11 protein-coding genes are annotated in these 12,577 nt (G+C 61.6%); 7 read left to right on the plus strand and 4 right to left on the minus strand.

Annotation, left to right across the window (positions count from 1 at the left end):
• Positions 1 to 15: 15 nt before the first annotated feature.
• The 3 genes from F812_RS0121465 to F812_RS0121475 are packed head-to-tail and all read right to left on the minus strand — an operon-like array spanning position 16 to position 3,416.
• Positions 16 to 1,713 carry a SulP family inorganic anion transporter gene (locus F812_RS0121465; protein ID WP_051113903.1) on the minus strand — a complete coding sequence of 566 codons (1,698 nt, stop codon included), beginning with the start codon at positions 1,711 to 1,713 and terminating at the stop codon, positions 16 to 18.
• Positions 1,714 to 1,736: 23 nt separating this feature from the next.
• Positions 1,737 to 2,969 (minus strand): HlyD family secretion protein, encoded by a 1,233-nt coding sequence (locus F812_RS0121470; RefSeq protein WP_020088050.1) that lies wholly within the window; start codon positions 2,967 to 2,969, stop codon positions 1,737 to 1,739.
• Positions 2,970 to 2,984: 15 nt separating this feature from the next.
• Complete coding sequence (locus F812_RS0121475) at positions 2,985 to 3,416, minus strand: hypothetical protein (protein WP_020088051.1); 432 nt, start codon at positions 3,414 to 3,416, stop codon at positions 2,985 to 2,987.
• A gap of 337 nt (positions 3,417 to 3,753) precedes the next feature.
• Here F812_RS0121475 and F812_RS0121480 point away from each other — a divergent pair, with 337 nt between their 5' ends.
• From F812_RS0121480 to fabI, 6 genes are all read left to right on the plus strand, one after another.
• Positions 3,754 to 4,482, plus strand: a complete 729-nt coding sequence (locus tag F812_RS0121480; RefSeq protein WP_020665399.1) for a DUF2092 domain-containing protein — start codon at positions 3,754 to 3,756, stop codon at positions 4,480 to 4,482.
• A 516-nt stretch (positions 4,483 to 4,998) separates the two neighbouring features.
• On the plus strand, positions 4,999 to 7,215 hold the full coding sequence (locus F812_RS25030; protein WP_020088053.1) for a DUF3141 domain-containing protein: 2,217 nt from the start codon (positions 4,999 to 5,001) through the stop codon (positions 7,213 to 7,215).
• A 24-nt stretch (positions 7,216 to 7,239) separates the two neighbouring features.
• A complete protein-coding gene (locus F812_RS0121490; protein WP_020088054.1) occupies positions 7,240 to 7,668 on the plus strand; it encodes a hypothetical protein in 429 nt (142 codons plus the stop codon).
• A gap of 45 nt (positions 7,669 to 7,713) precedes the next feature.
• Positions 7,714 to 8,676 (plus strand): phosphate acetyltransferase, encoded by a 963-nt coding sequence (locus tag F812_RS0121495; RefSeq protein ID WP_020088055.1) that lies wholly within the window; start codon positions 7,714 to 7,716, stop codon positions 8,674 to 8,676.
• 3 nt (positions 8,677 to 8,679) lie between these two features.
• A complete protein-coding gene (locus tag F812_RS25035; RefSeq protein ID WP_020088056.1) occupies positions 8,680 to 9,897 on the plus strand; it encodes an acetate/propionate family kinase in 1,218 nt (405 codons plus the stop codon).
• On the plus strand, positions 9,894 to 10,676 hold the full coding sequence (fabI, locus tag F812_RS0121505; protein WP_020088057.1) for an enoyl-ACP reductase FabI: 783 nt from the start codon (positions 9,894 to 9,896) through the stop codon (positions 10,674 to 10,676). The genes F812_RS25035 and fabI overlap by 4 nt, the downstream gene beginning before the upstream one ends.
• Positions 10,677 to 10,727: 51 nt before the next feature.
• Here the strand turns inward: fabI and ppk2 are convergent, their stop codons facing one another.
• A complete protein-coding gene (ppk2, locus tag F812_RS0121510) occupies positions 10,728 to 11,561 on the minus strand; it encodes a polyphosphate kinase 2 (protein WP_051113904.1) in 834 nt (277 codons plus the stop codon).
• Between the two features lie 374 nt (positions 11,562 to 11,935).
• Here ppk2 and F812_RS0121515 point away from each other — a divergent pair, with 374 nt between their 5' ends.
• Positions 11,936 to 12,478: a GNAT family N-acetyltransferase gene (locus F812_RS0121515; protein ID WP_020088059.1), complete on the plus strand. Its 543-nt coding sequence runs from the start codon at positions 11,936 to 11,938 to the stop codon at positions 12,476 to 12,478.
• The last annotated feature ends 99 nt before the right edge of the window (positions 12,479 to 12,577 follow it).

Genomic DNA, 12,577 nt, shown 5'->3' on the forward strand with positions numbered 1-12,577 from the left:
TGCGCGCCGCCGCACTTATTGCTCTCCCTTCTTCAACGCCGGGCCACCCTCATCCCCCAATTCGCGGATCGCCTGGCGCAAGGTGGGGAACAGACGGATGCGCTCGTCGTGGAACCCGCGGGCCAGCATCCAGCGACGCCACTCGGTGGCCCGACCTGCCGCGTTGAAGGTAATCCCCCGCTGGCCCAGCGCCTCGACCACCTCGCGTACCGTCAGGATCCCGGTCGCATCGATGTTCGGGATGGGAAGCAGATCAAGCACGACATGCCGCAGATCGGGCCCGGCCTGCTCCACCGCCTTCATCACCTCCCGCTTGAAATAGGGGGCGTTGAAAAACGCGATCGGGGCATTGAAGCGAACCAGAAGCAGCCCCGGGATGGCTTCCCCTGCATCATGCCGCTCGAGCGAATGCAGCCCCGGAATACCGCCGACCTTCCCCAGCGTTTCAATGCTCGGACGAGAAAGCACCCTGATGAAACGCACGAGCGCAAGGATCACAGCCAGCAGAATGGCATTGACGGAGCCGACAGCCACGACACCGAGCGTGGCAACAACAGAAAGGAGCGCCTCCGTTTTGTCGATCCTATAGATGAGGCGAACCGTACCGATATCCACGAGCGACAGACCCGCCATGACGAGAACGGCGCCGAGCGCCGCCGTGGGGATATATCGCAGCGGCTCCGTCAGGAAGAGCAAAACGAAAACGATCACAACGGCCGCAATCAGGCCCACGGCGCGGGTCCGCCCGCCCGACGCATCGCTGACCGCCGTCCGCGAATCTGCTCCGCTGATGGCAAAGCCCTGCGAAAGCGCCGACGCGATATTGGCCGCCCCAAGTGCCGCGAAGTCCCGATCGGGATCGACGTCGTAGCCATTTTTCAAGGCAAAGCTGCGCGACGTGAGCATGAGGCTCGAAAAGCTGATCAAAGCCAGACCTGCGGCATCGGCCAGAAGCGCAGGCAGCAGCGCGGGATCAACGCGGGGCATCGCAAGAGCGGGCAACCCCGCAGGGACGAACCCCAGCGTCTTGATGCCCGCCGATGAGAGGCCGAATGCCTGCACGATCACCCCGGCGAAAACGAGCCCCACGAGCGCACCCGGCAGCCACGTCCAAAGGCGTGGCGCGATGATAATGACAGCGAAGGTTGCAGCCGCGAGCGCAAGTGTCGGGAGATGGACCTGACTGAGGCTGCCGATGATCTCCACCAGCCGCGGGAGGATGCCCGCATTGTGAACATCAAAGCCCAAAATCTTGCCGGCCTGTCCGAGCACGATAGAGAGCGCGACGCCGTTGAGAAAGCCGACGAGAATGGGCCTAGACAGAAAGTCGGCGAGCGCTCCGAGCCGCAAAAAACTCGCCGTGATGCTGATGAGCCCGGTCAACGCCGCCAGCATGACGGAGAGCGACGCATAGGCCGTCGCGTCTCCTGCGGCGAGAGGCGCAACGGCGGCGGCGACCACCGCGCACGTCGCCGCATCGGGCCCGACGATGAGCTGGCGTGACGAGCCTAGAACCGCGTAGGCGACGAGCGGAAGAACGCTGGAATAAAGCCCCACCTGCGGAGGAAAACCCGCAAGCTCCGCATAGGCAATGGCAACCGGGATAGCGACCGCCGCAACCGACAGACCCGCTCTCATGTCGGCCGGCGCATCGCTTCGCCTGTAATGGCGCAACTCCACGAGGCCGGGCGCTACTCTCGCGAGCAATGGCATCTACCGAGACCCAGTATTCGACGTCAGTGTCCTGAGAAGACCAGAACCTTGACGGGCAGAACGAGCGCCTGCAGACGCAGGATCATCGCATGAACGAGCGCGACCGCGTCAACCGCATGCAGGAAAAGCCAGCTTCCGATGCCCAGCTCTCCGCTCGCGAGCTTATCGTGATTGCTGGTGTAGGCATTCGCCACACAGCTGCTGCCCGGAACGATCCCATCGAGCCCACCTTCATAGAGCGGCTGCATGAAAACCGTGAGGGTACCGGGGCGCGCCGTCTGGAGCGCATCGATCAGTTGCTCCGACGTGCGAACCTGCCCCGCGGCTATGAAGTCCTGCACGGAAGTGACCACCATCGGAATGATCTTCAACGGCTTCGAAGCGCAGGTCACCTCCGCGATCATCCCCGTCTTCATCACCTGCGCTTCGATCTGATTGAAGCCGGCCATGAGATATTGCCGGCCTGCCCCAGCCGGTATCAGGACGCCGGCCGGGCGCATCAACGGATTGACGACATCCCCCACTCTCAAGGTGAACTGCTCCACATGCCCGTCGACACCCGCCGTGACGAGCATCTTGGACAGCTCGACCTCGGCTTGATCTCTCGCCGCCTCCGCGCTCGCCTTCTCGGCGGGCAACAACGTCGAAAGCTTGGTTTCGGCGGCCTGCTTCGCGGCTTCCGCGGCCGACAAAGCACCCTTGCGCCCGTCCGCGACATTGCGGAGCCGTTCGATCTCACGCTGCGCGACGACATCCGCGTTGCGCGCTTGCAGCGTCTCCTTCATCGCAAGCTCATCGAGCGCTTGCTGATAGGCCCCCTTGGCCTGCTGAATCTGGCCTTCCGCAGCGGCGATATCCGCCTTCGCCACAGTCATGGCCGCCTCCACTTCGGCGATCTGCCGCGTGGCGACCTCGAGCTGCGCCTCCGCCTTGCGGCTGTCCAGCCTGAAAAGCGGATCACCCTTCTTAACCTGCCCCGAGAAGCCGACGAAAACCTCGGCAACACGCCCGTTCGTTTCAGGCAGGATGGGAACCGTCCGGAAGTAGCTGGTCACATTTGTGGTCGAGGGATGGAAATAGAAGATCGTGGTGATCAGCGCGATCGTCAGCATCAGGCACGCCGTGATGCCGTACCTCAGCTCGTACCAAACCGAATAGAATCCGATCTCGACGCCAAGCCGCTTGCCCTCCCCGTAACGGCGATAGAGGTAGTCCGGCAGGATCGTGAAAAATGAGCAGAGGAGCAGCTCGAGCATGGCGGCCTCCGCGCGTCAGGCGCGCTTGGGAGTGTCGTTACGGCCAACTTTCTTTGAGTTCGGAACCTGCGCCGGCCTTCGGTCCCCGGGCGGCGCCTGGCCTGCGGCCATCGTCTCGAGCGAACCCGCGATGCTGTCCAGCGGCTTGGAAAAGCTCGGAAAGGAAAGGTCCGGGATCTTGACGAGCGCCAGCAGCAAGGCCGCGACCCAAAACGCGTGGATGTGAGTGAACAACGAAAGCAGAGCCAGCACGGCGACGACATCAAACTGGGCCTTGTTGTGAACCATCCGCTCCGGAAGCGAGTGCAGCCAGAAAAAGAAAACGCCCGCGGCCAATATTGAGCCGATCAGAATGATCGCCATGACCACCATGAGCACGTCGGTTTGATCGGGCGCGGTAACAAAAATTGGGAGATGCGGGGTAGCCGCCGGATGCAGGTCCGCCATTGCTTCCCTCCTCCTGAACGCTGATCGTTGACTTTGTCGATCTTCAAAAGGCGATAGATGGGAATGAACGCCGCCCAGAGATAGCACCAAAACCACAAGCCCCGCACATCACTCGATTTTTTCATTGGAGAGGCGCAGGGATTTACAAATTTGTAGCACGACCGGAGACCTTTCCCGACTATAATTTTTCGTACGCTGCGCTTTCCGTTTTCTCATTTACGGATCTGCGCTTGAAATCGTTTAAAGTTAACGCGCTCCCCGAGTTGGCAGACGTCACCCGCGGCGTATCTTCGTCGTGCCGTGGTTTTCCCCTGAATCACCTGTCGCGGAGGCACGCATGCGCAGAATGCTATTTATCTGCCTCACGCTTTCTCTGATGTGGATCAGAGGCGGCGCTGCCCAGACGGACGGTGGCATTGTGCCGGTCGACCAAGGCCGCGGCGACCTCGGCGCCTTGACGCGCATGCACGATTACCTCCAGCAGCGCCCCGCCGTCGAGTTCAAGACATCGTTCCGCGAAACCAGCGACTTGCCCGGAATGGGGCGGAGCGGCACGGCGCACTTCTTTATCAAAAGGCCCAAAAGCTTCCGCATCGAGCTGTCGTCGGGGAAGGAGGACTATCTCTTCATCTCGGATGGCACGACGCTCACGATCTACCGCCCCAACGCCCGAAAATACGCGAGAATACCGAGCAAGGATTCCATGATCGGCACGATGTACACCGCCATCGGTCTGCTCGGCACTCAGGCAAAGCTGATCGACTTCATCTGGACCATCGACTACGGGGAACAGGTCTCCTCGAAGGCGATCGGCTCCCAGAACATTGGCGAAGAAACGTGCGATCGCTTCAGCGTTCAGCGCTTTGAGCAGCAATGGGACGTCTGGCTCAGGAAGGACGGCGCTCCCGTTCCGTGCAGAATCGTAAGCCGAAAACTGGATGCCAACGATCGCACAGTGCAAACGAACGAATTCGCGTGGGTCGACACGCCGGCGTTCAGTCAGGACCTGTTTTTGTTCACCCCACCGGCCGACGCCGTTGAAGTCGGACCATCGGAGATCGAGTGACGGCCGTATAAAAGCCGTTCTGAAAAAAGGGAAATCAGATTCCTGCTTGAACCTCAGCGCGCTTTGATGCAAAGCTCGCGACGCTAAAATGCTTCATTGTTAAAGCCGCCCATCAATAGTAAAATTTATAATTCCGAAATGATACGATTGTTCTGAATCAAATACGCGCTGACGGGCTAGCAATAGTGAGTTTGCTATGGAGACCCGAGGCATTCGATTTCGCGGCAGTGTGAGAACCGGGCTTTGCGCTCCGTGCGGCGGCGCTGTCTACGACGCCAGGATCATCCTGCACGTCACACTCAATACGATCAGTAACTACGCGAAAAAGTGCCGGCCCGGCCGGATCGCTCGACGGGGCAAGACCTGAGCTCAAGCTCAGCCTCACGAAGTAGGCATTCACGCCTCACCCGCCGCGCGACAACGTAGATCGAGAGGCTGCTCATGAGTACGCAGGCCGCTACACGTTCGCTGCAATCCTTCCAGGCCCCATGGGCGTTCAGTCTTACGCAAGATGCCATGGCGTATTGGATCGACGCCTGGCAACGCAGCATCCTCACGCTCGACGTCTTGCGCGAACGCAGCGCCCGCTACGACGCGCACGCCGCAAAGCAGGCGCCCCACGTCCTGAAATTCGATTGTGAGCTTGTGATGGACGGCCGCGCCCTGCCCCGGCCGGTCAACTACGTCCTCGCTCGCATAAAGCCGCCCCGCGGCGCAACCATCGACGACAGCAAACGTCCCTTCGTCATCGTGGATCCTCGCGCGGGCCACGGCCCCGGCATCGGAGGTTTCAAGCCGGATAGCGAGATAGGGGTCGCCTTCAAAGCGGGGCACCCCTGTTACTTCGTCGGCTTCCTGCCTTCCCCCGTATCCGGCCAAACGATCGAGGATGTTGCGCTCGCGGAGGCAGCCTTTCTCGAACGCGTCATTGCCGATCATCCCAAGGCCGACGGAAAGCCCGCCGTCATCGGAAACTGCCAGGCCGGCTGGGCGGTCATGATGCTCGCCGCGCTGAAACCCGATCTGTTTGGCCCAATCATCATCGCAGGCTCGCCGCTTTCCTACTGGGCAGGCGTGCGCGGCGAGAACCCGATGCGCTTCACGGGCGGCCTGCTCGGCGGAAGCTGGCTGACGGCCCTCACCGGAGATCTAGGCGCAGGCAAGTTCGATGGTGCGTGGCTGGTCTCCAACTTCGAAAACCTGAACCCGGCCAACACGCTGTGGTCCAAGCACTATAACCTTTACGCCAACGTCGACAAAGAGGCGCCTCGCTTCCTCGAGTTCGAGCAGTGGTGGGGCGGGCATGTTCTACTCAACGCGGCGGAGATGCAGTTCATCGCCGACGAGCTGTTCATCGGCAACAAGCTTGCGCGCGGAGCGCTGACGATGAGCGACGGCGCGCAAGTCGATCTCCGGAACATCAGATCGCCCATACTCGTCTTCTGCTCGAAGGCCGACAACATCACGCCACCCCAGCAGGCACTCGGCTGGATCCTCGACCTTTATACCTCGGTGGATGACATTCGAGCCCACGGCCAGACGATCGTTTACGCGGTTCACGAGACCATCGGGCATCTCGGGATTTTCGTTTCGGGTTCCGTCGCCCGCAAGGAGCACGACGAGTTTGCGAGCAACATCGACCTCATCGATGTTCTGCCGCCGGGGCTCTACGAAGCCGTCATCACGCCCAAAAAGGAGACGGACGCAAAAGACGAACTCGTCGAAGGCGAGCATCTGGTCCGCTTCGAATCTCGCACCCTGGACGACATTCGCGCATTCGGCGGCAACGATGCTGCAGACGAGCGCGAGTTCGCGGCCGTCGCGCGGATCTCGGAGATCAACCTCGGCCTGTATCGGACCTTCGTTCAGCCTTGGCTCAAGGCCTACACCACCGAGTGGATGGCAGATGCCATCCGCAATCTCCATCCGCTCCGCCTCCAGTACGAGATGCTGTCGAAGGACAATCCCTACGTTAAGATGCTGGAATGGATGGTGAAGAACGTCCGGGAGACACGCCAGCCCGTTCCGGAAAGCAATAGCCTTTGGCAGGCGCAAAACCACGTTTCGGATTTCATCGAGACGTCGCTCGATGCTTACCGTGAGACGCGAGACAAGGCGCTCGAGAGCGCATTTCACGCCATCTACGGGTCGCCGCTCCTGCAGGCTCTCGCCGGTTTGAGGACGGGCGACGATCAAGCCTATCGGCCCCAGCCAATGACAGCCTCCCACGCCGCCCTCGTGCGCCGGCATATCGCCGAGATCAAGGAGCGTGCCTCCCAGGGTGGGCCGCGCGAAGCGGCGTTGCGTGCACTGATTTACATCCGCATGCCCGACGGCGTGATCGACGAGCGCGGCTTCAATCTGCTGCGCGCCATACGCAAGGAGGCCGGCAAAGGATACAGCCTCGATGAGTTCAAGCGCGTCCTGCGCGAGCAGTTCCTGCTCTTGTTGCTGGACGAGCGTAAAGCCGTGGCGGCACTCCCCGGCATGTTCGCCAAAGAGCCTGCGCTCACGCAACGCATGGCGGACGCGCTTCATCGCATGGTGGATGCCGTTGGCCTGCGCAGTGATGAAGCCAAAGCGCGGCTGACCCACATCGAGCATCTCATCGACGAGGCAGCCACAGAGAAGGCCAGCCTCCCCGCTGAGCACGAAACCCAGGCACGTCTGCACGCGGCCCGCATAAGACCCGCACGCGTGCAAACGGTGAGGGGCGGCAAACACCCGCAGTGATTGATAGCGAATGGGAGAGCGACCATGGCGACGCTACTACGCCCTACGGATCTCAATCTGATGGCCTCCGACGCCGAAGCGGCGAAAATGGACGAGGAGCGAAAACTCAAACAAAAGAAAGATCAGAAGCAGCTCGAGCTACGCGATGCCTTCATGGGGCGCGAGATCCATCCCGAGGTATTCGACCGCTTGAACCAGGCGGTCAGCGTTGCCGCCCAGCGCGGACTGCATCAGATCCAGGTGATCACGTTCCCGAGCAGCTACTGCAGCGACGGCGGACGCAGGATCAACATCGCAGACCCGGAATGGCCGAGCACGCTGCAAGGCTTCGCGAAGAAGGCCTACGATTTCTTCGACGCAGAGCTCCGCCCTCTCGGCTACAAGCTTCATGCCGAAATCATCAGTTTTCCGGGCGGCATGCCAGGAGACGCAGCGCTTTACCTCAAGTGGTAGCCAGCAGGCTGCGTAGTGTGTTGTGACGTCGGGAGGGCCATTCTCATGACCAAGAAGGCCACTGTCTCTCATATTCACCGGCACGAGAAATACGAGCGGCTGATTGCGGCAGCCGCGGAATTGCCTCCCCTTCCCGTCGCCGTGGCGCACCCGTGTGACGAAACCTCCCTCCGCGGCGCCATAGAGGCGGCCGAGCACAGGCTGCTCGCTCCGATCCTCGTTGGTCCCGAGCGTCGTATCGCCGAGCTGGCCGAAGCGTGCGGCCTCGCCCTCGGCAACTACGAGATCATCGATGTCCCGCACAGCATCGCGGCCGCCGAGAAGGCCGTGGAGCTGGTCCGCGAGGGCAAGGCGGAGCTGCTGATGAAGGGCAGCCTTCACTCCGACGAGCTTCTCGGCGCGGTAACGCGACGGGAGGGCGGACTGCGCACGGGGCGGCGCATCAGTCACGTCTTCATCATGGACGTCCCCACCCACGCTCAGACCCTGTTCATCACGGACGCTGCCGTGAACATCGCTCCCGATCTTATGGCAAAGCGGGACATCATTCAGAACGCCATCGACCTCTTCGCCGCGCTTGGCCTCGGCGTACCAAAGGTCGCGATCCTGTCGGCTGTCGAGACGGTGAACCCCAGCATCCCCTCCACGATCGAAGCGGCGGCTTTGTGCAAGATGGCGGACCGCGGACAGATCACAGGCGGCATTCTGGACGGCCCGCTCGCCTTCGACAACGCGATCAGCCTCGAGGCCGCGCGCATCAAGGGCATCAAGTCGCCGGTCGCTGGCCAGGCACAGATCCTCGTCGTCCCGGACCTCGAAGCAGGAAATATGCTGGCCAAGAACCTGACCTTCCTGTCGGGAGCGGACGCAGCCGGCATCGTGCTCGGCGCCCGCGTGCCCGTGATCCTCACATCGCGCGCCGACAACGTGAGAACTCGGCTGGCGTCGTGCGCGGTCGCATCGCTTCTCGCTTACAGCCGCAGGAACAAGGAACCGATAAGGGCGTGAGCCATGACCGAAACAATTCTGGTGGTCAACGCAGGAAGCTCGAGCATCAAATTCCAGCTGTTCGCGGTTGGAGCGGGCGATCGGCTCGAACGGATGATCAAAGGGCAGGTCGACGGCATCGGAACCCGGCCGCGCTTGGTCGCGGTCACGTCCCAGCGCGCGATCCTCGCCGATGAGACGTGGCCGCCTTCCGAGGTCGCCACCATTCCGGCCGCGCTCGACAAGGTCATTGCGTTTCTACGCCCCCAGATCGGCGGCAACCTGCCCGACGCTCTCGGCCATCGCGTCGTCCATGGCGGTCCACACTATGCCAGTCCCGTGGTGATGACCTCGGCAATCCTGTCCGAGCTGGAGAAGCTGACGCCGCTCGCTCCACTCCATCAACCGAACAACCTCGCCCCTATCCGCGCTGTCTTGGAGCGCCGTCCGCATCTGCTGCAAGTGGCCTGCTTCGATACGGCATTCCATCGCGGTCATCCGGAGCTTGCGGACAGATACGCCATCCCGCAGAGCCTCTACGCGGAAGGCGTGCGCCGCTACGGCTTCCATGGGTTGTCTTACGAATACATCGCGCAGCGCCTGCCTCAGGTCGCGCCTCAGATTTCGAACGGTCGGATTGTAGTAGCACATCTCGGCAGCGGGGCCTCCATGTGCGCGATTGCCGGCGGGAAGAGCATGGATAGCACCATGGGCTTCACCGCCATGGACGGGTTGCCTATGGGCACCCGTCCAGGGCAATTGGATCCGGGCGTCGTGCTCTATCTCCTGACGGAAAAGAACATGACCGCGGATGCGGTCCAGGACTTCCTCTACAAGGACTGCGGCCTCAAAGGCCTTTCCGGCATCAGCAACGACGTCCGTAATCTTCTCGCCAGCACCGACCCGCGGGCAGCCCTCGCGTTGAACTATTTCACGTATCGCATTGCCCTGTTCACCGGGATGCTCGCGGCCGCGATGGGCGGCATCGATGCCTTCGTGTTCACCGCAGGCATCGGAGAGAACGCGCCTGCAATCCGCGAAGCCGTCATCCGGCGGCTCGAATGGCTCGGCCTGCGTCTTTCCTCGCAGGCCAACAAGAAGAACGCTCTTTGCATCTCCCGCAAAGGTACAAAAATTCCATGCTTCGTCATCCCCACGGATGAAGAGCTAATGATCGCGACGCACACCCTCCAGGTGATGCGCAAGCGCGAGTATGCAGGCTTTCAGGAAAAAAGCGCATGATCGATCTTTCGACCCTGGCCCTTCTCAAGGGCAAGAAGGCGCTGGTCACGGGCATCGCCAACGACCAGTCGATCGCGTGGGGCTGCGCGAAAGCGTTTCATGCGTTCGGCGCCGAGGTGGCAGTGACATACCTCAATGAAAAATCGAAGCGCTTCGTGGAGCCGCTGGCGCACGAGTTGAAAGCCACCATTCTGATGCCGCTGGACTTGCAGAAGCCAGGCGAGCTGGAAGCCGTGTTCGATGCCGTGGAGAAGAAGTGGGGCACCCTCGATATCCTGCTGCATTCCATCGCCTTCGCTCCCAAGGACGATCTTCACGGCCGGGTGGTGGACTGCTCTCGCGACGGCTTCCTGCTCGCGATGTCGCTGTCCTGCTGGTCATTCATTCGCATGGCCAAACTTGCCGAGCCGCTGATGAAGAACGGCGGCACGCTCTTCACCATGACTTACTACGGCTCGCAAATGGTCGTCGAAAACTACAACATCATGGGCCCCGTGAAAGCAGCGCTCGAATCCGCCACGCGCTACCTCGCGGCCGAGCTGGGCCCGCAAGGCATCCGTGTCCACGCGATTTCGCCCGGTCCCTTGAAAACACGCGCCGCCTCCGGCATCAGCGAGTTCGACAAGCTCCTGCAGAAAGCGCAATCGAAAGCGCCAAGCCGCAGCCTCGTATCGATCGACGATGTCGGCGTGGCCGTCGCCGTGCTCGCGATGAACGGCGCCAAGCTGATCACCGGAGAAACGCTCTACATAGACGGCGGCTATCACATCATCGATTAGGCGCAGACCGCCCAGCTCATCCGAAGGGCAAGAGCCCCTTTCCGGCCCGGCTTAGTAGCGTGCCGGAATCTCTTTGACCGTATGCTCGGAAGCCTTCCCCGACGCCTTCCGCTTCGGCAGCTTGACCCTCTCTCGCGGAACGCTCTTGTAAGGGATCTTGCTCAGTATGTGCTCGATGATGTTGAGCCGCGCTTTTCGCTTGTCGTCCGACTTTGCAACATACCAGGGAGCCCACGCAGTATCCGTCGCTCGGAACATGTCGTCGCGCGCCTCGGAATAATCGTCCCATCGCGTATAGGACTTCAAATCCATCGGAGAAAGCTTCCAGATCTTGCGCGGATCGTCGATGCGGGCTTCCAGCCTGCGCGTCTGCTCGTCCGGACTGACCTCCAGCCAGTACTTCAGCAGAATGACCCCCGACTCCGTGATAGCCTTCTCCACGTCGGGAACCACATCCAGGAAACGCTTCGTCTGCTCGGCGGAGCAGAACCCCATCACGCGCTCCACGCCTGCGCGATTGTACCAGCTGCGGTCAAAAATCACGATCTCGCCGGAAGCCGGAAGATGGGGAATGTAGCGCTGAATGTACATTTGCGATTTTTCGCGCTCCGTCGGCGCGGGAAGCGCGATGACGCGGAAAATTCGCGGACTGACGCGGGCCGTGATGGCTTTTATCGTGCCACCCTTCCCTGCGCCGTCGCGGCCTTCGAACACGATGCAGATCTTGCGCCCCTCGTGCCGAACCCACTCCTGAAGCTTGACGAGCTCGCCATGCAGGCGTTTGAGCTCCTTCTCGAAAGCTTTCCGCTTGAGCTTGCCTTCACTGTTCAAATCGTCGTCGTCGGATTTGTGCTTGCCGGCTTCGTTCACGCCCTTTCGAGCCATCCGCCGCTCCGCCATGCAAACCTCCCTGCCCGGCGGGCTCACGCCCGCGTCAGCCGCTCACTGGTATTTGGTTCTTGCGCATTGACCGATTGCGGCCGGCATTGCCTTCACCGCTGTGGACGATCCGGATTGCGCCGCCGCGCAGACATCAAGCCCTCGCAGAACCGCAGGCCTCCGGACGCCGGCGGCTCCGGTCCCATAGTCCAGTTCGGTATCGATCTCTGTGAGAGGCATCCAGCGCGCCTCCGTGAAACGGTTCAAGCCTCGGCGACCGCTAATCGTCACTATACCAAACGAACCAACAAGTACGCCATCGGATGATATAGTAAATTGCGGCAATCTCTCTTTGCGGCGCACGCTCATGGACCGGTGTCATGATTGACGCGAAGCACTATTTCGCGGACGACACGCTTTCGGACGGCACGCCCGTGGTCGTCCGTGCGATCCGCATGGACGATCGGTCCGCCATCCTCGCTGCTTTCAGGGGACTCGACCGCGAGTCCGTCTACACGAGGTTCTTCACGTACAAGAAGGCCCTGACCGACCAAGAGCTGCATGCGATCACGGATGTCGATTTCGACCACGTCGTCGCCCTCGTTGCAATTGGCCCGCCCGAGAAAGGCGCGCCGCTGATAGGCGGCGGCCGTTACGCCGCCGCACCGGGCCGGGACGCAGCTACCGTTGCGGAGCTTGCCTTCGTCTCAGCCGGGGAATGGCGCGGCCGTGGCGTAGCCTCTCTTCTCCTGAGGCATCTCGTCCGGATTGCCCGCGAGCGAGGGCTGACGCGCTTTGAAGCTGAGGTCCTGGCGCAAAACGGAGCCATGCTGGGCGTTTTCCGCCGCAGCGGTCTGCCCATGACGACGACGGTCGACGGCGACACGATCCACGTCTCACTCGCGCTGGCACCTCTGGCCTGACCGTCCACCGCAGGCACGAGCTTCGGCGGGCAAGCCCCCGGCAGGTGCCAAGTCAACCAAAACCAATGAGGACCTGCCCCGTCGGAGAAGGGATAGTGT

This window comes from Hyphomicrobium zavarzinii ATCC 27496, from assembly GCF_000383415.1.
GTDB classification, from domain to species: domain Bacteria; phylum Pseudomonadota; class Alphaproteobacteria; order Rhizobiales; family Hyphomicrobiaceae; genus Hyphomicrobium_C; species Hyphomicrobium_C zavarzinii.

Bases quoted from the DNA above. Each gene is read 5' to 3' on its own strand.
- F812_RS0121465 (WP_051113903.1), bottom strand. From the start codon at position 1,713: ATGCCATTGCTCGCGAGAGTAGCGCCCGGCCTCGTGGAGTTGCGCCAT.
- F812_RS0121470 (WP_020088050.1), bottom strand. From the start codon at position 2,969: ATGCTCGAGCTGCTCCTCTGCTCATTTTTCACGATCCTGCCGGACTAC.
- F812_RS0121475 (WP_020088051.1), bottom strand. From the start codon at position 3,416: ATGGCGGACCTGCATCCGGCGGCTACCCCGCATCTCCCAATTTTTGTT.
- F812_RS0121480 (WP_020665399.1), top strand. From the start codon at position 3,754: ATGCGCAGAATGCTATTTATCTGCCTCACGCTTTCTCTGATGTGGATC.
- F812_RS25030 (WP_020088053.1), top strand. From the start codon at position 4,999: ATGGCGTATTGGATCGACGCCTGGCAACGCAGCATCCTCACGCTCGAC.
- F812_RS0121490 (WP_020088054.1), top strand. From the start codon at position 7,240: ATGGCGACGCTACTACGCCCTACGGATCTCAATCTGATGGCCTCCGAC.
- F812_RS0121495 (WP_020088055.1), top strand. From the start codon at position 7,714: ATGACCAAGAAGGCCACTGTCTCTCATATTCACCGGCACGAGAAATAC.
- F812_RS25035 (WP_020088056.1), top strand. From the start codon at position 8,680: ATGACCGAAACAATTCTGGTGGTCAACGCAGGAAGCTCGAGCATCAAA.
- fabI (WP_020088057.1), top strand. From the start codon at position 9,894: ATGATCGATCTTTCGACCCTGGCCCTTCTCAAGGGCAAGAAGGCGCTG.
- ppk2 (WP_051113904.1), bottom strand. From the start codon at position 11,561: ATGGCTCGAAAGGGCGTGAACGAAGCCGGCAAGCACAAATCCGACGAC.
- F812_RS0121515 (WP_020088059.1), top strand. From the start codon at position 11,936: ATGATTGACGCGAAGCACTATTTCGCGGACGACACGCTTTCGGACGGC.